The sequence below is a fragment of the Xanthomonas sp. D-36-1 genome (genome assembly GCF_017746155.1).
GTDB lineage: Bacteria > Pseudomonadota > Gammaproteobacteria > Xanthomonadales > Xanthomonadaceae > Xanthomonas > Xanthomonas cissicola.
Genome location: NZ_JAGHWR010000027.1, coordinates 18,388 through 40,948, shown reverse-complemented (window position 1 = coordinate 40,948; position 22,561 = coordinate 18,388). Strand labels below are relative to the sequence as shown.

The 22,561-nt window shown below is 65.5% G+C and carries 20 protein-coding genes; 15 read left to right on the top strand and 5 right to left on the bottom strand.

The window, feature by feature from the left end; genetic code table 11:
- Nucleotides 1-3 precede the first annotated feature (3 nt).
- The 5 genes from dapE to map all read right to left on the bottom strand — a co-directional run bounded on the left by dapE (nucleotide 4) and on the right by map (nucleotide 6,533).
- Nucleotides 4-1,134 carry a succinyl-diaminopimelate desuccinylase gene (dapE, locus tag J7367_RS08595; RefSeq protein WP_057661966.1) on the bottom strand — a complete coding sequence of 377 codons (1,131 nt, stop codon included), beginning with the start codon at nucleotides 1,132-1,134 and terminating at the stop codon, nucleotides 4-6.
- A 246-nt stretch (nucleotides 1,135-1,380) separates the two neighbouring features.
- The gene (locus J7367_RS08590; protein ID WP_007966645.1) at nucleotides 1,381-1,737 is read right to left on the bottom strand and encodes an arsenate reductase; all 357 of its coding nucleotides are present in this window, start codon (nucleotides 1,735-1,737) and stop codon (nucleotides 1,381-1,383) included.
- Between the two features lie 188 nt (nucleotides 1,738-1,925).
- A complete protein-coding gene (gene dapD, locus J7367_RS08585; RefSeq protein WP_033481301.1) occupies nucleotides 1,926-3,128 on the bottom strand; it encodes a 2,3,4,5-tetrahydropyridine-2,6-dicarboxylate N-succinyltransferase in 1,203 nt (400 codons plus the stop codon).
- 22 nt (nucleotides 3,129-3,150) lie between these two features.
- Nucleotides 3,151-5,760 (bottom strand): [protein-PII] uridylyltransferase, encoded by a 2,610-nt coding sequence (locus J7367_RS08580; RefSeq protein WP_057661969.1) that lies wholly within the window; start codon nucleotides 5,758-5,760, stop codon nucleotides 3,151-3,153.
- Nucleotides 5,757-6,533: a type I methionyl aminopeptidase gene (gene map / locus J7367_RS08575; RefSeq protein ID WP_008576697.1), complete on the bottom strand. Its 777-nt coding sequence runs from the start codon at nucleotides 6,531-6,533 to the stop codon at nucleotides 5,757-5,759. The genes J7367_RS08580 and map overlap by 4 nt, the downstream gene beginning before the upstream one ends.
- 290 nt (nucleotides 6,534-6,823) lie before the next feature.
- On the opposite strand from map, the gene J7367_RS08570 reads away from it, so the two are divergent.
- The 15 genes from J7367_RS08570 (at nucleotide 6,824) to rseP (ending at nucleotide 22,484) form a co-directional block, all read left to right on the top strand.
- A complete protein-coding gene (locus J7367_RS08570) occupies nucleotides 6,824-7,375 on the top strand; it encodes a spore coat U domain-containing protein (protein ID WP_008576696.1) in 552 nt (183 codons plus the stop codon).
- Between the two features lie 8 nt (nucleotides 7,376-7,383).
- Nucleotides 7,384-8,154: a molecular chaperone gene (locus tag J7367_RS08565; protein WP_057661971.1), complete on the top strand. Its 771-nt coding sequence runs from the start codon at nucleotides 7,384-7,386 to the stop codon at nucleotides 8,152-8,154.
- A 16-nt stretch (nucleotides 8,155-8,170) separates the two neighbouring features.
- The gene (locus tag J7367_RS08560; protein ID WP_057661973.1) at nucleotides 8,171-10,522 is read left to right on the top strand and encodes a fimbria/pilus outer membrane usher protein; all 2,352 of its coding nucleotides are present in this window, start codon (nucleotides 8,171-8,173) and stop codon (nucleotides 10,520-10,522) included.
- A complete protein-coding gene (locus tag J7367_RS08555; protein ID WP_022559712.1) occupies nucleotides 10,519-11,553 on the top strand; it encodes a spore coat U domain-containing protein in 1,035 nt (344 codons plus the stop codon). The genes J7367_RS08560 and J7367_RS08555 overlap by 4 nt, the downstream gene beginning before the upstream one ends.
- A 48-nt stretch (nucleotides 11,554-11,601) precedes the next feature.
- A complete protein-coding gene (locus tag J7367_RS08550) occupies nucleotides 11,602-11,934 on the top strand; it encodes a hypothetical protein (RefSeq protein WP_042674793.1) in 333 nt (110 codons plus the stop codon).
- 2 nt (nucleotides 11,935-11,936) lie between these two features.
- Entirely contained in the window at nucleotides 11,937-12,662 is a 726-nt protein-coding gene (locus J7367_RS08545) for a fimbria/pilus periplasmic chaperone (protein WP_057661975.1), read from the top strand.
- A 431-nt stretch (nucleotides 12,663-13,093) separates the two neighbouring features.
- Nucleotides 13,094-13,891 carry a 30S ribosomal protein S2 gene (gene rpsB / locus J7367_RS08540; protein ID WP_005911732.1) on the top strand — a complete coding sequence of 266 codons (798 nt, stop codon included), beginning with the start codon at nucleotides 13,094-13,096 and terminating at the stop codon, nucleotides 13,889-13,891.
- Nucleotides 13,892-14,060: 169 nt separating this feature from the next.
- Nucleotides 14,061-14,939, top strand: a complete 879-nt coding sequence (tsf, locus tag J7367_RS08535; protein WP_057661978.1) for a translation elongation factor Ts — start codon at nucleotides 14,061-14,063, stop codon at nucleotides 14,937-14,939.
- A gap of 278 nt (nucleotides 14,940-15,217) precedes the next feature.
- Nucleotides 15,218-16,741: a GGDEF domain-containing protein gene (locus J7367_RS08530; RefSeq protein WP_057661982.1), complete on the top strand. Its 1,524-nt coding sequence runs from the start codon at nucleotides 15,218-15,220 to the stop codon at nucleotides 16,739-16,741.
- A 107-nt stretch (nucleotides 16,742-16,848) separates the two neighbouring features.
- Nucleotides 16,849-17,571, top strand: coding sequence for a UMP kinase (gene pyrH, locus J7367_RS08525; protein WP_005911727.1), 723 nt, complete (start codon nucleotides 16,849-16,851; stop codon nucleotides 17,569-17,571).
- Nucleotides 17,572-17,760: 189 nt separating this feature from the next.
- Nucleotides 17,761-18,318, top strand: a complete 558-nt coding sequence (frr, locus tag J7367_RS08520) for a ribosome recycling factor (RefSeq protein ID WP_057661986.1) — start codon at nucleotides 17,761-17,763, stop codon at nucleotides 18,316-18,318.
- Between the two features lie 17 nt (nucleotides 18,319-18,335).
- On the top strand, nucleotides 18,336-19,094 hold the full coding sequence (gene uppS / locus J7367_RS08515) for a polyprenyl diphosphate synthase (RefSeq protein WP_057661990.1): 759 nt from the start codon (nucleotides 18,336-18,338) through the stop codon (nucleotides 19,092-19,094).
- Nucleotides 19,091-19,918: a phosphatidate cytidylyltransferase gene (locus tag J7367_RS08510; RefSeq protein ID WP_057661993.1), complete on the top strand. Its 828-nt coding sequence runs from the start codon at nucleotides 19,091-19,093 to the stop codon at nucleotides 19,916-19,918. The genes uppS and J7367_RS08510 overlap by 4 nt, the downstream gene beginning before the upstream one ends.
- 2 nt (nucleotides 19,919-19,920) lie before the next feature.
- Nucleotides 19,921-21,111 (top strand): 1-deoxy-D-xylulose-5-phosphate reductoisomerase, encoded by a 1,191-nt coding sequence (locus J7367_RS08505; RefSeq protein ID WP_057661994.1) that lies wholly within the window; start codon nucleotides 19,921-19,923, stop codon nucleotides 21,109-21,111.
- A 26-nt stretch (nucleotides 21,112-21,137) separates the two neighbouring features.
- The gene (gene rseP / locus J7367_RS08500) at nucleotides 21,138-22,484 is read left to right on the top strand and encodes an RIP metalloprotease RseP (RefSeq protein ID WP_057661997.1); all 1,347 of its coding nucleotides are present in this window, start codon (nucleotides 21,138-21,140) and stop codon (nucleotides 22,482-22,484) included.
- Nucleotides 22,485-22,561: the final 77 nt, after the last annotated feature.

The following is a 22,561-nucleotide window of genomic DNA, read 5'->3' as shown; positions in this document are numbered from 1 at the left end:
CGCTCACCCGACCAGCAGGCGCTCGATCAACTTGCGATACAGCGCCGGTAGCGCTTGCAGGTCGGCCACGCGCACATGCTCGTCGACCTGGTGGATGCTGGCATTGACCGGGCCCACTTCGATGCACTGCGCGCCCAATGGCGCGATGAAGCGCGCGTCGGAGGTTCCGCCACCGGTGCTTTCTTCCGGCGGCGCGCCGGCAAACTCGCCCAACACCTCACGTGCAACGCTGCGCAACCGCCCTTCCGGGGTATAGAACGGCTCGCCACTGCGGTGCCAGCGCAGCGCGTAGTCCAGCGCGTGGCGATCGAGCAGCGCAGTGATTTCGGCCTCCAGGCGCGGCGCGTCCCAGTGCGGGGTATAGCGCAGATTGAAGGCCACCTGCAGCTCGCCAGGAATCACGTTATTGGCGCCGGTGCCGGCATGGATGTTGGAGAGTTGCAGGCTGGTGGGCGGAAAGCTTTCGAAGCCGTCGTCCCATTGCCGCGCCACCAGTTCGGCCAGCGCAGGCGCTGCAAGATGGATCGGGTTGCGCGCCTTGTGCGGATACGCCACATGCCCCTGCACACCCTTGACGGTCAACGTACCGGACAGGCTGCCGCGACGGCCGACGCGCAACAGATCGCCCAGGCGCTCGGTGGACGACGGTTCGCCGGTGATGCACCAGTCGATCGTTTGCCCGCGTTCGCGAAACACCTCGGCAACCCGGCGCACGCCATCGATGGCATCGCCCTCTTCGTCCGAGGTCAACAGCACCGCCAGCGTGCCGGTATGCGATGGATGCGCAGCGACAAATTGCTCCGCGGCGACGACGAATGCGGCGACGCTGCCTTTCATGTCCGCTGCACCACGCCCGTACAGCACGCCGTCGCGGATCTGCGGATCGAACGGGTCGCTGGTCCACGCCTCGCGCGGGCCCGGCGGCACCACATCGGTATGCCCGAGCAACACCAGCACCGGCGCACCGCTGCCATGGGTTGCCCACAGATTCTCGACCTCGCCCAGGCGCAAGTGCTCGCAGCTGAAGCCGGCTGCGCGCAGGCGCTGCGCAATCGCGGCCTGACATCCGGCATCCACCGGCGTTACCGAGGCACGTGCAATGAGGTCACAGGTCAACTCCAGCACATCGCTCATGAAACGTCACCGCAGTAGAGCCGCATCTGCGGCGTTGATGGAGGGATCGCGTCCGCATCGATCGGCGTGGTTTGGTCGCGGTTGCAGCGGTGGCAGCTAACTGGTTTGCAGGCAATCATCGCGTCAGTGCCTGCGCGACGTTGAACGGCTTGCCCAGCTGATGAGTGCGCGATCAACATGCGAGACGTAACGCATCGCGACGATAGCGGCAACACGGTCCGCAGCACCGTCGAAAACCGCAGTCGCTTAGCCAATGCCGAATAGCTTCTTGAAGCCGTTATCGGAAAAGCCCTGATGCAGCGCGCCATCGTCGGTGATGACAAGCGGCCGCCGGATCAGCTGCGGGTACTCGCGCAGCAACAGCTTCCATTCGGCCGCGCTGCCCGCCACCTTGCGGTTGTCCGGCAACTGCCGCCATGTGGTCGAGGACTTGTTGATCAATGCATCGAATCCACCGACCTGCTCCGCCCACCCCACCAGGGTCTGCGGCTCCGGCTTGTGATCGCGATAGTCGACAAACGTATACGCCACACCAAAACGATCCAGCCACTTGGTGGCTTTCTTGCAGGTATCGCAGTTTTTGAGTCCGTAGAGCGTGGTCATGCGAAATATCCCAAAGTGCGGTGTGCAGAGCCCTTACTTCTTGAAAGGGGTTGCGAGAGAACTGCGCGCGAAACAACCGGTAAGCGACTTGCAAGCGCGTTGGGGCGCGCGAGTCATGCAGCAACCGAGCGTGCAAAGGCGCACCCTCGGCCGGCGCTGCGCAGTATCTGTTGCCGATGCGAAGTGGATTAATCCGCCAGACCGCGCAACAGTTCGTTGACGCTGGTCTTGCTGCGCGTCTTGGCATCCACCTGCTTGACGATCACCGCGCAATACAGCGAGTGCGAGCCATCCTTGGAGGGCAACTGCCCGGACACCACCACGCTGTACGGCGGCACATAGCCGTAAGAAATCTCGCCGGTGGCGCGGTTGTAGATGCGTGTGCTCTGGCCGATGAACACGCCCATGCCGATCACGCTGTGGTGACCGATGACCACGCCTTCCACCACCTCCGAGCGCGCGCCGATAAAGCAGTGATCTTCGATGATGGTGGGACTGGCCTGCAGCGGTTCGAGTACGCCGCCGATGCCGGCGCCGCCGGACAAATGGCAGTGCTTGCCGATCTGCGCGCACGACCCCACGGTGGCCCAGGTATCGACCATGGTGCCTTCGCCGACATAGGCACCGATGTTGGTGAAACTCGGCATCAGCACCACGTCCTTGCCGAAGTAACTGCCGCGACGCGCCACCGCACCTGGCACGACGCGCACGCCGGCCTTGCGGAATTCGGCCTCATGGAAGCCGGCAAAGCGCGATTCCACCTTGTCCCAGAACGGCGCTGGCTGGGCGTCGATCACTGCCATCTCGTTGACGCGGAAATACAGCAGCACCGCTTTTTTCAGCCACTCGTTGACGGTCCAGCCGCCCTGCCCGTCCGGCTCGGCGACGCGGAACTGCCCGCTTTCCAGTCCGTCGACCACGCGGGTGACAATGGCACGGGTGGAACCGTCGATCTCGTCCATGGTCAGCGTGGCGCGCCGTTCGAATGCGCTTTCGATGCCCAGTTTGAGCTCGTCGCTGCCGACCTGCGTGGCGGCGCTGTGCACGGCCTGCTCGGCAATCGGCAGCTTCTTTGCCGCAGCAGCCTTCTTTGCGGCCGGTGCAGCAACCACCTTGGTCGGCTGCCTGGCCACGCGCGGTGCAGCGGAAGTCGCGGTCTTGGCGCCAGTCTTCTTTGCAACGGTTTTCGGGCTTGCTGCATCAGATGCAGCAGTCTTTTTGCCAACAGCGCCCGCTGCCGCGCCCTGCTTGCCGACGCCGACACCTGGCTTGGAGTCGGCAGCGGCCGGCACCTTGGCAGCCTTGCCGCTCGGAGCATTCGCGCGCTTGGACGCTGCGTTGGTGGTGGTGGTCGCGCTCTGCTTGGGCGCGGTCTTCTTGCTGGTGGCCATGGAGGGTCTCCGGAGTTGCTAGCTAGACAGGGTCAAGGCAGGCGCACAACGCATCGCGCAGCGCCTGCCGGGCGGATTCGGATAACGGGCGGTCATGCTCGTCGGTGATCTGGAACTGGTCTTCGGCACGCTCGCCGAAAGTGGCGATACGCGCGTCGTGCACGCGCAGGTGCTGCATGCGCAACACGTGCGCGACATCGGCGAGCTGGCCGGGGCGGTCGGGTGCGACCAGACTGATGCGGGTGCGGCGGCCACCGGCGCTTTCGCTGAACTCCACCCGCGGTGCGAAGCGGAAATGCCGCAACTGGCGCGGCACCGCACGGCGCGCCGGGCGCACCTTCTGCAGATCGCCGGCCAGCACCTGGCGCAGCGTTGCCGCCAGCCGCTGCGGGTCGCCGTCGGCATAGGTCTCCTGCGGCAACACTTCGAACACGTCGAAGATCGCATCGTGTGGCGCGTCCAGTACACGTGCGCGATGAATGCCGTAGCCCTTGCGATCGAGCGTGGCCACAATGGCCGCAAACAGCCCATCGCGGTCTGGCGAATACACGAATACTTCCAGCGCGTCGTTATCCGGCACCGCGCGACGCGCCTTGACCAGGGTCTGACCGATCTCCACTTCGATCAGCGAGGCCGCCTGCCACGCCAGTTGCTCGGGACGGAACCGCAGGAAATTCTCGTCCGGCATGCCGGCGAATTGCCGGTCGATGGTGACATCGTCATGCCCCTGCGCCTGCATCAAGGTGCGCGCCGACTCGCGCGCTTCGCGCAGCCGTTCTTCGCGCGGAGGCGGATGTTCCAGGCCCTCGCGCAACGCGCGACGCGCGGCGAAATACAGATCCGCCAACAGCCGATCTTTCCACGCGTTCCACAACTTGGGACTGGTGCCGGCGATATCGGCGCAGGTGAGCAGGTACAGATAGTCCAGACGCTCGCGGGTGCCGACCAACGTCGCGAAACGGTGGATCACCTCCGGGTCGGAAATGTCCTGCTTCTGCGCGGTGACCGACATGCGCAAGTGCTGCTCCACCAGCCAGGTCACCAGCTCGGTATCGCCTTCGCTCAAGCGATGCGCCAGGCAGAACGCGCGCGCATCCACCGCGCCCAGTTCCGAATGATCGCCGCCGCGGCCCTTGGCGATGTCGTGGAACAGGCCCGCCAGCAACAGCAGTTCCGGCTTGCGCAGACGCGGCCAGACTTCATGCGCGATCGAGAAACGTTCATCGGCACGGCCTGCGGCAAACAGCGCAATATTCCGCAACACCATCAAGGTGTGCTGGTCCACCGTGTAGACATGGAACAGGTCGAACTGCATCCGCCCGGAAACGCTGGCGAATGCCGGAATCCACTGGCCCAGCACGCCCAGCCGCGCCATGCGATTGAGCGTCTCCACCGCACGCGGGCCGCGCAGCAACGCCATGAAGCGTTCCCGGGCGGTCGCATCGGCAACCTCGTACGCCGGCAGATCGCGCAGGACCTCGGCCAGCGCGCGCGCGGTCAGCGAATGCAGTCCGCGCACCTCGCGATGCGCGGCCCATTGCGCAAACAGCGCAAACACCTGCAGCACATCGCCGTCCGGCCAGCTCTCGGGGTCGGCAGCCAGATAGCCGCGGCGCAGGCTGAAGCCGCCGCCCAGGGGCTCCGGCGTCGCTTCGCCATCGAACTGTTCTTCGAAGCGCTGCAACAGGCGGTCGCTGATGCGGCGAATCAATGCAGCGCTGCGATAAAAGCGATGCATCATTTTTTCCACGCCCAGGCTTTCCCGGTCGTCGGCGAACCCCAACCGTTCGGCCAGGGTCTTTTGATAATCGAACCGCAGGCGCTCTTCCGGCCGGTTGGCCACGATGTGCAAACCGAAACGCAGACGGGCAAGCTCTTCGCGCTCGCGACGCAACGCGGCGGCTTCGTCGAAGCCGACATGGCCCAGCCCGACCAAGGCCTCCAGGTCCTTGACCCCGAACGCGCGCGAGGCCATCCAGCCCAGCGTCTGCAGATCGCGCAGACCGCCGGGGCCGTCCTTGATGTCGGGTTCGAGATTATCGGCGGTGTCGCCGAAGCGCTGGTGGCGCGCCAGCAATTCCTCGCGCTTGGCCTGGAAGAAATCGCGCGGCGGCCACACCTGCGGCGGCGCGATCGCTGCTACCAGCGCCCCGCGCGCCTGGGCGTCGGCCACCAGCGCGCGCGATTCGATCAAGGCAGTGAGCACGGTCTGGTCGGCCGCCGCAGCGGTGCACTGCGCCGGCGAGCGCACCGCGTGACTGATCGGCAGGCCCACATCCCAGAGCAGCGCAAACAGGCGCGCCAGAGCCTGCTCGTGCTGCTGTTGCGCGGCGGTGTCGCCCAACACCAGCACATCCACATCCGAGCGCGGAAACAATTCGCCACGTCCATAGCCGCCGACCGCATGCAGCGACAAACCGCTATCGGCCGGAACACAGCGCATCCAGGCATTTCGCATCAATTGGTCGACCGCGCGTGCGCGCAAGGCGACCAGGCGCTCGATCGGCTCACCCTGATCGAAGCGTTTGCACAGGCGCATGTCCGCATGCACCAGCAGCGGACGGGCCTGCGCGGCCCAGTCCGCGTCGCCGGCGACGCCCGGGTCGGGTCGCTCCGCCGGCGTGGCCGTCATACCGGCGCGGGCGAATTGGCCGACAGCGTCAACACATCCACGCCGTCTTCGGTGACCGCAACCATGTGTTCCCACTGCGCAGACAGCTTGCGGTCCTTGGTGACCACGGTCCAGCCGTCGGGCAGCGTCTTATGGTGATAGGTGCCTTCGTTGATCATCGGCTCGATGGTGAAGGTCATGCCCGGCTTGAGCACCAGCCCTTCGCCCGGGCGGCCGTAATGCATCACCTGCGGCTCGTCGTGATAGACCTTGCCGATGCCGTGGCCGCAGTAGTCGCGTACCACGCTGAAGCGCTCGGCTTCGGCAAACTTCTGGATCGCATGGCCCACATCGCCCAGCGTGGCGCCCGGCTTGACCGCCCGGATGCCGCGCCACATCGCTTCATACGTCGTTTCGACCAAGCGCTTGGCCATCACCGACGGAGTGCCGACGTAGTACATGCGGCTGGTGTCGCCGTGCCAGCCGTCCTTGATGACGGTGACGTCGATGTTGACGATGTCGCCGTCTTTCAACACCTTGGCCGCACTCGGGATGCCGTGACAGATCACGTTGTTGACCGAGGTGCACACGCTCTTGGGGAAGCCGCGATAGCCGACATTGGCGGGGATGGTTCCCTGCACGTTGACGATGTGGTCGTGGCAGATGCGGTCCAGCTCGGCAGTGGTCACGCCCGGCTTCACGTGCGGTGCCACTACATCGAGCACCTCGGCGGCCAGGCGGCCGGCGACGCGCATCAGTTCGATTTCTTCTTTGGTTTTCAGATTGACGCTCATGGCCGCGATTATCGCCGATCCGGGCTGAATCTGAACGACCCGCGCCTGCGTTTTTTATGGGACACCGTGGTTCGCCTCAAGCGGACCGCACAGCAGAAAACCGTCGCAGCCTCCCATTCATGCGTGACGCAGCGCACTCGGCGTCAAAAGTTGCCTTAACGAAGCCATCCGTAAGACATCGCACTTTTACGATTAAAACGAGTGAAGACAACTAGATAGCGCGTGAATTCGGCGTTATGTTTGGCACAGCTGATGCATTGCAGGGAAGGCGACGACTCGTCGCGTCATCAATGACCAGAACGGTCAAGGAAATGTCCATGCGTACTGTCCGCCCTGTCCTGCTGTCGCTCGGCCTGCTCTCGACCATTGGCATGGCGAGCGCGGCAGACACCACCACCTTCAACGTCAAGATCGCGGTCACCAAGGCCTGCACGATCACCGCTGCGTCCGCCACGGATGTCGACTTCGGCTCGGTGCTCTCGACCTCGACCGCCAATGCGGACGCCAACGGCAGCGTGACCGCCCAGTGCACCGCGCTGACGCCATACAACATCGCATTGAGCGCAGGCAGCAATGCCGGTACCGCCAACGACGTCACCACCCGCCGCATGAAAAATACCGACGCGCTGGTGACCACCAACAACTACATCGCCTATCAGCTCTACCAGGATCTGGGCCGCAGCACGGTCTGGGGCAGCACCACCGGCACCAACACGCTCAGCCGCACCGCCACCGGTCTGAATCAGGTCTACCCGGTCTACGGTCGCGTGACCAACCCGTCGGCCAACAACCCTGCGACCGGTAGTTACCAGGACACGATCACTGCCACGATCGTCTATTGAGTCCGCGTATGCCTGTGCATCACCGCCCGTTGTCACGTTTACCGGTCTGGCTGATGGCGGCCGGGCTGGCGACGGCGCTGGTCATGGCCAACGGCGGCTTGCCGACGCCGGCGCATGCCGCCAGCCTGCAGTTGGCCCCTACATCGCTGAGCCTGAGCGCCCAGCAGACCGCCGACGGCCTGTGGCTGAGCAACAGCGGCAGCACGCCGGTCCAGGTGCAGACCCGCGCCTATCGCTGGACCCAGCGCGATGGGCAGGATCAGCTCGACCCCACCCAGGATCTGCTGGTCAGCCCGCCGATGCGCACCCTGGCCGCTGGCGAACGCCAGTTGATCCGGGTCATCCGCGCCGGCCCTGCCCCGAGCGGGCAGGAGCAGTGTTACCGCATCATCGTCGACGAGCTGCCCAGCGCCGATGCCGACCGCAAGGGCATGCAGTTCGTGCTGCGTTATTCGGTGCCGATCTTCCTGCTGCCGCCAGGCACCGCCGAACCTTCGCCGGCCCTGAGCGCGCAGGTGGTTGCCGGCAGCGATGGCAAGGCGCAGATCCAGATCAGCAACACCGGCACCGGCCATGCGCAGGTCGCCGACCTGCGGCACCAGGTCGATGGCGCAACCAAGACCGCACTGAACGGCTTGGTCGGTTATGTACTGCCCGGGCAGACCATGCGTTGGTCGCTGGGTGCGCCGCTGGCGCAGTTCGGCCGCGGCACCATCATCGCAAGGATCAATGGTGAGGCTGACGAACGTACTTTGTTGGCCGCGCCGACGGCGCCTTGATGCGGCGCGACTGGCGATGACGCTGCTTGCGACCGCCAGCTGCCTGGGCAGCGCCGCAGCCGGCGATCTGGCCGCTGTGGCGTCGCTTCCCGATCCGCCGCCGCCCAGCGCCACGCCACAGCCGCAAACGCTCTATCTGGACGTGACCTTGAACCAGGCCGATCGCGGCTTGGCGCCGTTCGAACTGGTCGACGGGCGGCTGCGCGGCTCGGTGGAAACCCTGCGCAAACTCGGCTTCATCCTGGCCGACCGCGTCCCTGGCGAATTGGTCGATCTGGACCGCCTGCCCGACGTGGAAGTGCGCTACGACGCCGCGCTGCAGCGGCTCGCGCTGCAGGCGCCGCTGGCACAGCTGTCGTTGTCCACCACTGTGCTGAAAGCCGAAGAAGTGGCTCCGCCCAGCGCCACCGCATCGCCAGGCATGCTGCTCAATTACGACCTGTATGCCACCCGCAACGCCGGCGTCAGCAGCGCGTCGCTGGCCACCGAAGTGCGCGCCTTCGGCATCGGGCGCGGCATGGTCGATACCACTGCGGTCTTTCTGGCCTACGACCGCCCACAGGACAAACGCTGGCGCAGCGAAGCGGTGCGCCTGGACAGTGCCTGGCAGATGGATTTCCCGGAGAGCGCCACCAGCCTGAGCGTGGGCGATTTCTATAGCGGCTTTGTCGACTGGAGCCGCTCGATCCGCCTGGGCGGCGTGCAGATCGGCCGCAATTACGCCTTGCAACCGTATCGGGTACTGACGCCCACGCCGAGCTTTCTCGGCGAAGCGGCGGTGCCTTCCACCGTTGAGCTGTATGTGGATGGCTTACGCCAGTACAGCGGCCAGGTGCCGGCCGGCCCGTTTCAGCTGGCCGCGCAACCGGGCATCAGCGGCACGGGCCAGGCGCAGATCGTGGTGACCGATGCGTTCGGTCGCGTGCGCCGGCTGGATTTTGCGTTCTATGGCACACCGCAGTTGCTGGCGCGCGGCATTTCCGAATGGTCGGTCGGCATCGGCCATCTGCGCCGCGACTACGGCGTGCGCTCGTTTTCCTATGACCGACGTCGTGTGGCCAGCGCCACCTTTCGCAAGGGCCTGCGCGACGACTTCACCCTCGAAGCGCATGCCGAAACTGGCGGTGGCGTAATCAATACAGGCGCAGGCGGCGTGTGGTTGCTTGGCGTGGGCGGTGTATTCAACGCCGCCTACGCGCACAGCCGGATGGAGGCATTGCGTGGCGGCCAGTACGTGCTGGGCTACGCCTGGAACAACCGGCGTTTCAACGTCAATCTGGGCAGCCAGCGCACCCATGGCGATTATCGTGACCTGGGCGCACTGCAAGGCGCCCTGCCAGCGCGCGTCAGCGACCGCGCAGCACTCGGCGTCAACGTCGACCCGATCGGTTCGCTCGGCACCAGCTATGTGCGGCTGAGCTATCCGCAGGGCGATACCTCGCGCTATGCGAGCGTGTTCTGGTCGCGCAGCTTCGGGCGCAACTGGGCGGCCAATCTATCGGGCAATCAGAATCTGGATGTCCCCAGCGATCGCAGCCTGTACCTGTCGCTGTCGACCACCTTCGGCGAAGTGCGTCAGGCCAGCGCATCGATGCAGCGCAACGGCGAGCGCACCGGCCTGGTGGCCGATATCAGCCAGCCGCTGCCTGGCGATGGCGATCTGGGCGGCATCGGCTGGCGCCTGCAAGGACGTGCCGGCGACGATGCCAGCGGCGGGCTGGCCGAACTGGGCTGGTTGAACCGGATCGGCCGTTACAACCTCGGCGCAGCAACCCAGGACGGCGACAGCTTCGGCTATGCCAGCGCCAGCGGCAGCCTGGTGTGGATGAACGGCCGCACCTTCGCCGCGCGCGATATCCAGGACGCGTTCGCGGTGGTGAGCACCGACGGCCAGCCCGGCATTCCGGTGCGGCTGGAAAACCGCTTGATCGGGGTCACCGACGCGCGCGGCACCCTGCTGGTCACGCCACTGCAATCATGGCAGCGCAACCAGCTCTCCATCGACACCTTGGGCCTGTCGGCGGACCTGCGCGTGGACCGGGTCGACACCACGGTGACACCGCGCCAGCAATCGGGTGTGGCGGTGCGCTTCGGCATCACCCGCGTGCGCGCCGCCATCATCGTGCTGCACGATGCGCACGGCGCGCCGTTGCCCGTCGGCAGCATGGTGCAGCGCGAAGGCAGTACCGACCGCGTGGTGGTCGGCTACGACGGCGAAACCTATCTGGACAACCTGCAACGCGACAACCGCATCATGGTCGACCTGCCCCAGGGCCGTTGCGTTGCGCAGTTCGCGTATCCAGCCGACCCGGGCGGCATTCCGCGGGTGGGTCCCCTGCAGTGCATCGTTGAGCAGACCACGCCGTGAGCATGTCCACACGTTGGCGCCTGATGCTCGCGCTGACGATCGCGATGTTGTGGCTTGGGCCCAGCGAGCGAGCGCACGCGGACACCACCTGCACCGTCACCCTCGGCACTCCGTTGGCGTTTGGCAACGTGGCGGCCAACGGCACCACCGATGCAGTGGCAACGCTCAATGTTTCCTGCGCGACGGCTGCGCTCAGCGTGCTGGGCTATGCACAAGTCAGCCTCTGCCTGGACCTTGGCCCCGGCAGTGCCAGCAGCGGCGTGTATGCCCCTCGCCGCATGCTCAACTCCACCAGCGACAGCCTGGATTTCCAGATCTACAGCGAGGCAACACGCACGCAGATCTGGGGCGCCACCGGGTCGGCCGCTCCCTCGCCGCGGACATTGACACTGTCCTACACCGTCCCGGTGATCACCGGCGGCTCGCAGACCGCCACCATCACCGTGTATGGGCGGATTCCGGCCAACCAGACCCTTTCTGTCGGCAACCACACCAGCAGCTTTGGCGGCGCCGACACCGTGCTGCGCTACTCCTACAACGAAAGCATCACCGGGATGCCCTCGCTGCCAAGCAGTTGTACCGCTGGCGGCACCGGCTCCAAGACTGCCAGCAACGCCTTCCCGTTCACTGCCTCGGCCACTGTGCCGGCTCGCTGCAATGCCTACGTCACCACCGATCTGGACTTCGGCAGCATCGCCGGCAGCATCGACACCGCCATCGATCGCAGCTCCACCATCAGCCTGGCCTGCACCAACCGTACTGCCTGGAATATCGGGCTGGACAATGGCAGCAATGCCAGCGGCAGCGTGCGGCGCATGCGTCATGCCAGCAGCGCCAATTACATCAACTACGAGCTCTACAGCAATACCGGGCGCAGTAATCGGTGGGGCACCGTCATCGGGGTGGACACGCTGTCGGGTACCGGCAATGGCACCACCCAGACGGTCACGGTGTATGGACGCGCGCCGGCCCCACAACTGCCGATTGCAGGCGCCTACACCGATACGGTGACCGTCTCCATCACTTACTGACAGTTAATAAAGTTCGTATCGGGGGCGTCGCTATTTCTTACGTCTCCAATGCAAACGATTGCCTCCATGACGCAGGTCACCTTCCTGAAGCGCTTGGCCCTGGCTGCTCTCGCATGCGCCGCGACCTCTACCGCGGCGAACGCAGCCACGGTGCGGGGGCCGGAAAACTCCACCCTGCATATCGGCCTGCGCCTGCTCAGCGGTTGCGAACTGCGTACCGCGCCGCCACGCGCCAGTTGCTCCAGGGGCACGCCGATGGCGATCGCCGAGCCGCCCAGCAGCAATGAGGCATCGACCGTCACCAGCACCGGCCAGGACGCCAGCGCACTCGCCGGGCCGATGCCCGCCGGCAGCGCGCGCATCACCACCATCGCGTTCTGAGCATGGCCACTGCCCGCCACCTTCGCGATCTGTTGGCCCTGGTCCTGGTCCTGGTCCTGGTCCTCGGCGGTATGGCGGGAAGCGGCGGCGCCAGTGCTGCCGAGATCGCCATCGCGCCGACCACTGCGCATATCCCGGCCGACAGCGACCAGGCAACGGTCTGGCTTTACAACCAGGCCGCCCAGCCATGGCGTGCCGACGCCAAGCTCTACCGCTGGCGCCAGGACGGTGAGCGCGAACTCCTCGAGCCGGCCACCGGCGCCACCGTCAGCCCGGCGCATTTCGAAATACCGTCGCAGGGCCGGCAACTGCTGCGCGTGATCCGCCTCGGCCCCAGCCCCACGCAGGCCGAAGACAGCTACCGGCTCGTCGTGACCCAGCACGCGATCGGCAACGAGACCGACCTGCTGCGTTATTCCACCCCCGTGTTTGCACAGCCCAGCCAGGCCAGCGCAGCGCAACCGGCGCTGCACGCCAGCCTGGCCGGGCACGGCAGCCAGCGCGCGTTGCGCATCTACAATTCCGGCCCCAGCCATGCGCGCCTGGCCGACCTGGCCTATATCGATGCCGGCGGCACCCGCCGCAACATCCGCGACGACCTGGCCGGCTACGTCCTCCCCGGCCAGACCCGCCAATGGGCCCTGCCCGCCAACCTGCCCGAAGGCAGCGGCCGCTTCGTGGCGCGCATCAACAGCGATATCGAAAGCACGCTGGCGCTGCAGCCCTGAGGGCTGGGATCGCGGATTGGAATCGCAAAGCGTTGCTGGCCTCGCCGTCCTTCGGCATGCGCGACACCACCGGTCATTCGCGATCCGCTGTAAACCAATCCCGAATCCCGAATCCCCAGCGATCACCGTCAGCTGCCTCAGAACCAGACCAATTGCACCACGCCACCCGGCCGGCTATACTCCGCCGGCTATTTTGCGTCTTAACGCATTACGTCGTCCACGTCGGACGTCACCGACGAATTCACACCTGTTGCCGCCATCCGCGCCGGGGTGCCCTCGCAAGGGGTTCGTCGCGGAGGCAACAGGGAAGCCCAACCCCGGAATTACGTGCGTTTGACTGCGAGCCTCTCGCAAGAACCTGCACATCCATGTGCGGACTTTTCAAAAGTCAGGTCAGCGCACGGCGATTCCGCTCTTACGGAGTTACTGCAATGCCCCAAGTCACCATGCGTCAGATGCTGGAAGCCGGCGTCCATTTCGGCCACCAGACCCGCTACTGGAACCCCAAGATGGCGCCGTACATCTTCGGCGCGCGCGGCAAGATCCACATCATCAACCTCGAGAAGACCGTTCCGCTCTTCAACGACGCGATGAACTTCCTCTCCTCGGTTGCGCAGAAGCGCGGCACCGTGCTGTTCCTGGGCACCAAGCGCAGCGCACGCGAGTCCATCAAGGAAGAAGCCGAGCGGTGCAACATGCCGTTCATGACCCAGCGCTGGCTGGGCGGCACGCTAACCAACTTCCGTACCGTCAAGCAGTCGGTTGCCCGCCTGAAGGAACTGGAAGCGGCAGAGACCGACGGCACCTTCGACAAGCTGGTCAAGCATGAAGTGCTGGGCCTGCGTCGCGAGCGCGAGAAGCTGGACGCCTCGCTCGGCGGCATCAAGGAAATGAACCGTCTGCCCGACGCGATTTTCGTGATCGATATCGGCCATGAAGACATCGCCATCAAGGAAGCCAAGAAGCTCGGCATTCCGGTGATCGCCGTGGTCGACACCAACTACGATCCGGCCCTGGTCGACTACGCCATCCCGGGCAACGACGACGCCATCCGCGCCGTGCAGCTGTACGCACGCGCCGCTGCCGATGCCGTGCTGGAAGGCAAGGCTGCTGCGCCGAACTCCGCTTCTGTTCGCGAAGAAGAGTTCTCGGCCGACGCCGCCGACGAAGGCAAGGGCCGTCGCGCTCCGGCCAAGAAGGGCGACAAGAAGGCTGACGCCGCCGAGTAATCGGCGTGCAATGCGGCCGCACCATGCTGTGCGGCCGCAGCCCCGACGGCGCCCTGTCGCTCCGTCGCTGAGGCGACTGAATACATTTACGGGGGCGGCGGCATGCTGCACCGTCTCCTACTGGCGGAATCACTTCCGCCGCACGCATTCGTCCATATGAGGTAATTCCATGGAAATCACTGCTTCCCTGGTCAAGGAACTGCGCGAGCGCACCGGCGCCGGCATGATGGAGTGCAAGAAGGCACTCGTCGAAAACGCAGGCGACATCGACGCCGCGGCCGAGTGGCTGCGCAAGTCGGGCCTGGCCAAGGCCGACAAGAAGGCCGACCGTGTTGCCGCCGAAGGCCGCATCGCCACCGCCCAGGCCGGCGGCAAGGCCGTGCTGGTCGAAGTCAACTCCGAGACCGACTTCGTCGCCAAGGACGAGAACTTCCTGGCCTTCACCGAGGTGGTGGCCAATGCCGCACTGCACTCGGACGCTGCCGATGCCGAAGCACTCAAGAGCGTCAAGCTCGACAGCGGCGAGACCATCGAAGAGCGTCGCGCTGCGGTGATCGCCAAGGTCGGCGAAAACCTGCAGGTGCGTCGCCTGGTCCGTATCGACAGCGCCAACAACGTCGCGGCCTATGTGCACGGCGGCCGTATCGGCGTGCTGGTCGAACTGAAGGGTGGCGACATCGAGCTGGCGCGCGGCATCGCCATGCACATCGCGGCGATGAACCCGCCGCACGTCAAGGCGTCCGACGTTCCGGCCGAATTCGTTGCCAAGGAAAAGGAAATCGAACTGGCCAAGATGTCCGAAAAGGACAAGGCCAAGCCGGCCGAGATCCTGGAAAAGATCATCAGCGGCAAGATCAGCAAGATCGTCAACGAAGTAACGCTGTACGGCCAGCCGTATGTGCTCAACACCGACCAGACCGTCGAGCAGGCAGTCAAGGCCGCCGGCGCCGAAGTGATCGGCTTCCAGCGCCTGGCCGTTGGCGAAGGCATCGAGAAGGTGGTGGAAGACTACGCCGCCGAAGTGATGAAGCAGGCCGGCCTGGCCTGATCTTCCCCGCTCGAAAGAAAGCCGCGGCATGCCGCGGCTTTTTTTTTGCCGTCGATCGCGCATCCGCACACCGGCGCGAACCTGAAGCGAACGCATCCGGCGCAGCGGCAAAGCGGCCTCAACTCTACAGATGTCATCGGTATTGCCGTTACCTGAAGATGCCGACCAGGCTTTTCGCGTTCCATCACGCATGTCTTGTGGCGCGGCGATGGCGGAGCATGGCGCGCCCCACTCAACGACCGCAGCTGTATGCTTGTGGCCACTGTTGGCAATGACTCATGCAACCAGATCTCCAGGCCGCCCTGCACTACTGCCGCAACCTGCCCTCGCCGCCTGGCGTTGCGCTGCGCATCATCGAACTTGCGCAGGATCCGGACGTGGACATGAGCACCACGGCCAAGGTCATCGGCATGGACATGGCATTGAGCGCACGCATGCTGCGGGTGGCCAATTCGCCGCTATACGCCAGTCGCCGCCGCATCGACAATCTCGGCCAGGCGCTGACCATGCTCGGCCTCAACGCGACCTTGAGCCTGGCACTGGGCTTTTCGATGGTGCACGGCGTGCGCAGCACCTTCATCGCCCACCCCTTGCACGAGCGCATCTGGCGACGCGCCGGCCTGTGCGCGCTGGCCAGTCGCATCCTCGGCCAGGCCTACGGCATCCGCAAACCCGAAGAATTGATGCTGGCCGGCCTGCTGCAGGACATCGGCAAGCTGGCCCTGCTGCAAGGTGCGCCGGATCTATACGGACCGCTGCTGGAACAGGCCGCCGACAACACCGCGCTGCTGGATGCCGAACGCGAACAACTGGGCGCCACGCATGCCGAAGTCGGCGCCTGGCTGGCGCATCAGTGGCAGCTGCCGCCATATCTGCAGAATGCAGTTGCGCAGAGCGAAGAAGACCCGGCAGGCCTGGAACCGTTCATGGCCTGCGTGGCGCTATCCGGGCGCCTGGCCGATATCTGGCTCTCGGCCAGTGCGGTCACCGCAACCGAACATGCGCAGCAGCAGGCCCAGGACGTGCTGGAGCTGGATGCCGAACGCTTCGAAAAAGTGATCGAACGCATCGCCGAATCGCTGCCGGAACTGGAAGCGCTGTTCGACATCCGCGTGCCGCAGCCCGAGCACATCCAGATGATCTTCGAGCAGGCGCGTGAACTGGCGATGCTGCGTAGCCTGCGCGAATTGCAGGACGTGGCCGAAGCACGCCGGCATGCCGACGAATCGGAAAACCGCATGCGCCACCTGGCCGAACAGGCCAGCCGCGATGCGTTGACCGGGGTATTCAATCGGCATCAGCTCGGTACCGCACTGACGCATGAGTTCGAACTGGCCTCGCGGCAAGGCTGGCCACTGTCGATCGCCTTCATCGACCTGGACGACTTCAAGCGCGTCAACGATGCGCACGGACATCTGGTCGGCGATGAAGTGTTGCGCAATTTCGCGCAAACGCTGCAACGCATGGTGCGCACCAGCGACCTGGTGGCGCGCTACGGCGGCGAAGAATTCCTGGTGATCCTGCCCAATACACCTGCCGATGCGGCGCTGATGGTGATCGAACGCATCCTGGCCGAAACCGCGCGCACGCCGATGGCGCAACTGCAGGGCGGCCCACTGCATATCACCTTCTCTGCCGGTCTTGCCACGCACGGCGGTGCCGAGCGCCAGTTCGACAGCATCGACCATTTGTTGCAGGCCGCCGACAGCACGCTGTATCGCTCCAAGCATCGCGGCCGCAACCGCGTCACCGCTTACGATGCGACCGATGTACCAACGCCACCGAACCCGCGCGCGCATTGAGCAACCGGTCACGCCACTGCCAACAAAGGAATTTTTACCACGCCAGGTGACAGGCTTCCGCTAGAATTGCCGGCGTTTGCCGATCCCCCACCCCCGAGGTTTCCCCCATGTCCGAACTTTCCTATCGCCGCATTCTTCTCAAACTTTCCGGGGAGGCGCTGATGGGGGACGGGGATTACGGCATCGATCCCAAGGTGATCAACCGCCTTGCCCATGAAGTGATCGAAGCCCAGCAGGCCGGCGCGCAGGTGGCCCTGGTCATCGGCGGCGGCAATATCTTCCGCGGCGCCGGCCTGGCCGCCAGCGGCATGGACCGCGTCACCGGCGATCACATGGGCATGCTGGCCACGGTGATCAACGCGCTGGCCATGCAGGATGCGCTGGAAAAGCTTGGCGCCAAGGTGCGCGTGATGAGCGCGATCAAGATCAACGATGTCTGCGAAGACTTCATCCGTCGCCGCGCGATCCGTCACCTGGAAAAGGGCCGCATCGCGATCTTCGCCGCCGGCACCGGCAACCCGTTCTTCACCACCGACTCGGGCGCGGCGCTGCGCGCGATCGAGATCGGTGCCGACCTGCTGCTCAAGGCAACCAAGGTCGACGGCGTGTACGACAAGGACCCGAAGAAGCACACCGATGCGGTGCGCTACGACAGCCTGACCTACGACCAGGTGATCCTGCAGGGCCTGGAGGTGATGGATACCGCCGCCTTTGCACTGGCGCGCGACAGCGACCTGCCGCTGCGCATCTTCGGCATGAGCGAACCGGGCGTGCTGCTGCGCATCCTGCATGGCGAGCAGATCGGCACGTTGGTGCAGGGCCGTAGCTGAGGCGGGGAATCGGGATTGGGGAATCGCAAGGCGCAGTACCGCAAGCTGTGCGGCGATCTCCAACCCGCGGACCCGGCACCTAGAAAGGGGCGGCAAGTGAACCGGCTGCGCGGGTGCTGGCGGCCCGCGAGTCGTGAAACCTCAGTCCCGGCTATAATCTCCGGATTCAGCTCCACACGGATTCCGGCGATGCTCACCCAGATCAAACAAGACGCGCAGACGCGCATGACCAAGAGCATCGATGCTCTGCGCCATTCCCTCACCACCATCCGCACCGGCCGTGCCTCGCCGGCGCTGCTGGACGGCATCAAGGTCAAGGCCTACGGCGCCGACACGCCCCTGAATCAGGTTGCCAGCATCAGCGTGTCCGAAGGCCGCTCGCTGGTCATCAGCCTGTTCGACAAGGGCATGATCAAGGACGTGGAAAAAGCCATTTATGCCTCGGATCTGGGCCTGACCCCGACCGTGGTCGGCACCGTGATCCGCCTGAACCTGCCGCCGCTGACCGAGGAGCGCCGCAAGGAGCTCAGCAAGTCCGTGCATGGCGAGGGCGAAGACAGCAAGGTGGCGATCCGTAACATCCGCCGCGATGCCAACCAGCAGGTCAAGGATCTGCTCAAGGACAAGGCCGTCACCGAAGACGAGGCCCGCAGCGCCGAAGACGACATCCAGAAACTGACCGACAAGTCCATCAAGGACGTGGATGAGGTCGTCAAGGGCAAGGAACAGGAATTGATGACGGTCTGATCGTGGCATCGCCTGCCATGCATCCCGTCCTCTCTGCTGCTGTGCCGCGCCACATTGCCATCATCATGGATGGCAATGGGCGTTGGGCGCAGCGTCGGCGGCGTCCGCGCGTCATCGGCCACCGTGCCGGCGCGCGCGCGGTCAATCGCACGATCGATTTCTGCCTGGAAAAAGGCGTGTCGGCGCTGACCCTGTTCGCGTTTTCCAGTGAAAACTGGGGCCGTCCGCAGGATGAGGTCGATGCGCTGATGAAGCTGTTCCTGCATGCGCTCGACCGCGAAGTCGAAGAATTGCAGCGACGTGGCGTGCAGGTGCGCTTCATCGGCGACCGCAGCCGCTTTGCCGCACCATTGCGCGACCGCATGGCCGGCGCCGAGCGCAGCACCGCAGCGAACTCGCGGCTGGTGCTGAGCATCGCCGCCAGCTACGGCGGCCGCCAGGACATCGCCGCGGCGGCCCGCGCGTTGGCCGAAGACGTAGCTGCCGGCCGCCTGCAGCCAGAGCAGATCGACGAAGCGCTGCTGTCCAGCCGGGTCGCCCTGGCCGACCTGCCCGCGCCGGATCTGTTCATCCGCACCGGTGGCGACACCCGCATCAGTAATTTCCTGTTGTGGCAGCTGGCTTACACCGAGCTGTGGTTCACCGAAACCCTGTGGCCGGAGTTCGATGCCGGCGTGCTGCAGCAAGCGCTGGACGACTATGCCGGGCGTGAACGCCGCTTCGGCCTGACCAGCGCACAGATCGCCGACAAGGCGACGGAGAGCTCCTCCGCATGACCAAGACTCGCGTGATTGCCGCGCTGATCATGGCGCCGCTCGCGATTTGCGCGATCGTGCTGCTGCCCACTCAATGGCTGGCAGCGCTGGCGGCGGTCCTGTTCCTGACCGGTCTGTGGGAGTGGCTCAAGCTCTCCGGCATCGACGACAGCCTGCCGCGCACCGTGCTGCTGATGCTCAATCTGCTGCTGATGGTGCTGATGGTGTGGGCCTCGGCCGGCTCGATGGTGCTGTTCCAGATTGCGTCGCTGGTCGGCGTGGCGTGGTGGCTGTTGGCGCTGCTCTGGCTGCGCTTTTTCACCTTCGGCGCCGATCATGGCAACGGCCAGGCGCGCGCACTCAAGCTGGCCGCCGGCACCCTGGCGGTGCTGCCGGCATGGGCGGCGCTGGTGCTGCTGCATGCCAGCCCGGACAAGGGCAACCTGTGGTTGCTGACCGCGCTGACCATGGTGTGGGCGGCCGACTCCGGTGCGTATTTCGCCGGCCGCGCGTTCGGCAAGCACAAGCTGGCGCCGCGGGTCAGCCCCAACAAGACCATCGAAGGGTTGCTCGGAGGCCTGCTCGCCGGGATTACAGTTGCCTGCGCGTTCGGCTGGCTGGCCGGGCTGACCCTGGCGCATGTGCCGCAGCTGGTGCTGGTCTCCGCGCTGGCGGTGCTGGCATCGGTGCTGGGCGACCTGTTCGAAAGCCTGCTCAAGCGCCACGCCGGCGCCAAGGATTCGGGCACGCTGATTCCTGGCCATGGCGGCGTGCTGGACCGCATCGATGGCGTGCTCGCTGCCCTGCCGGTGTTCGCACTCGGCAAGGAAATTCTCGGATTCTAGGCATGGCTGGCTCTTCTCCCCGTCAGGTCGCCGTCTTCGGCGCCACCGGCTCGATCGGCGCATCGGCACTGGACGTGATCGCGCGCCACCCCGAGCGGCTGCGCGCCAGCGTGCTGTCGGCCGGCAGCAAGGTCGACGAGCTGCTGGGGCTCTGCGCCACCCGCCGGCCTGCGCATGCGGTGATTGCCGAGACGACGCTGTACCCGGCACTGCGCGATGGCCTGCGCGCGCTGGGCCTGGCGACCCAGGCGCATGCCGGCGCCGAGGCGTTGGACGCACTGGCGAGTGGCGATGCGTGCGACACCGTGGTGGCGGCGATCGTGGGTGCGGCCGGGCTGCCGTCTACGCTGGCGGCAGCGCGCGCCGGCAAGCGCCTGTTGCTGGCCAACAAGGAATCCCTGGTGCTGGCCGGCGAGCTGCTGACCCGCACCGCAGCCGCTGCCGGGGCTGAAATCATCCCGATCGACAGCGAACACAGCGCTATCTTCCAGTGCCTGCGCTCCTGCGACGCCAGTCGTGGCGTGCGCCGCGTGGTACTGACCGCCTCGGGCGGTCCGTTCCGTGGCTGGGACCGTGAGGCGCTGACGGCGGTAACGCCGGCGCAGGCCGTCGCCCACCCGAAGTGGTCGATGGGACCGAAGATCTCGGTGGATTCGGCGACCCTGATGAACAAGGGCCTGGAAGTCATCGAGGCGCATCACTTGTTCGGACTGCCGGGCGAGCAGATCGATGTGCTGGTGCATCCGCAGAGCCTGGTGCATTCGCTGGTGGAATTCGTCGACGGCTCCACCCTTGCCCAGCTTGGCCTGCCGGACATGCGCACCACCCTGGCGGTGGGCCTGGCGTGGCCGGAGCGGGTCGACTCCGGTGTCGCCGGACTTGACCTGCTGACCCAGGGCCGGCTGGATTTCGAGGCCCCCGACACCGCCGCATTCCCGTGTCTGCGTCTGGCCTGGGACGCATTACGGGCCGGCGGCACCGCCCCGGCGATCCTGAACGCGGCCAATGAAGTGGCTGTTTCAGCCTTTCTTCAGGGCCAGGTGGGTTTCCTAGCGATCCCTGCGTTGGTCGAACACACACTGACAACGCTCCAGCGGCACAATGCCGATTCCCTCGACACCCTGCTTTTTGCCGATGCGCAAGCCCGGCAAATCACTGAACGCGCCCTCGCCCATCACGCCCTTCATGCCTGATCGTTCCACGCACACGAGCTGCACACATGGGTGATTTCATCGGTTCGGTCTGGTGGATGATCGTCAGCCTGGGCGTGTTGGTGACCTTTCACGAATTCGGGCATTTCTGGGTCGCGCGGCGCTGCGGCGTCAAGGTGCTGCGTTTTTCGGTGGGCTTCGGCAAACCGCTGTGGATGCGCCGCGATCGCCACGGCACCGAGTTCGTGGTCGCCGCGATCCCGCTGGGCGGCTACGTCAAAATGCTCGACGAGCGCGAAGGCGACGTGCATCCGGCCGAGCAGGACCAGGCCTTCAATCGCAAGACCGTGTGGCAGCGCATCGCGATCGTCGCGGCGGGCCCCATCGCCAACCTGCTGCTGTGCATGGCGATGCTGTGGGCGATGTTCGTGGTCGGCAAGCAGGATTATTCGGCAACCGTCGGTCGCGCCGATGGCCTGGCCGCCGAAGCCGGACTGACTCCGGGCGAGCGCATCGTACGCATCGACGGCCGCAGCGTGAGCAGCTGGAGCGATGCCAGCCTGCAGCTCACCACTGCGGCAATGGACAGGCGCGATGTCCGCGTCCTGACCGCCTCCGACACTGCGAGCAGCAGCGAACACACCTTGCGCCTGTCGCAGTTGCCGGTCGGTTTCGACGAACGCCGCGTTGCCGCACTGGCCGGCATCGGCTGGCAGTTCATGCTGCAGCCACCGGTGATTGCCGAAGTGGTGAAGGGATCGGTGGCCGACGGCCTGCTCAAGCCGGGCGACCGGATCGTGGCCATCGATGGCCAGCCGATCCGCTCGACCGAAGACATCATTCCGCAGGTGCAGGCGTTGGGCGCCCACGGCGGGCCGGGCATGATCGAGGTGGCGCGTGGCGAAGACCGGCTGGCGCTGGAAATCGCCCCGCGCAAGTCGCCGCAGGGCCAATGGATGATCGGCGTGCGTCCGGCCGCCGCCCCGGCTCCGGCATACGACAGCCGCCAGCAGTACGGGCTGTTCGCCGCCGTGCCGGCCGCGATCCGCGAAACCGGCCGGATGACCGCCGATTCGCTGGGCATGATGAAGCGCATGCTGACCGGCCAGGCCTCGGTCAAGAACATCTCCGGCCCGGTCACCATTGCGCGCGCCGCCAACGCCTCGGCCGAACGCGGGCTCGACTGGTTCCTGTATTTCCTCGGGTTGCTGTCGCTCAGCCTTGCGATCATCAACCTGATGCCCATCCCGATCTTGGACGGTGGGCATCTGCTGTATTACCTTATCGAGTTGATCAAGGGCAGCCCGATCAGCGAACGGGCCATGATTGCCGGACAATACGTCGGCCTGGCGGTCCTGGCCGGGTTGATGGGACTGGCGTTCTACAACGACATCCTCGGCCTGGTTCCACGATGAAGCTGCTCCACTCTTTCCGCCTGTTGTCGTCGTCATACGCCGGCATCCAGCAACACCCGAATACGACTCCAACCGGA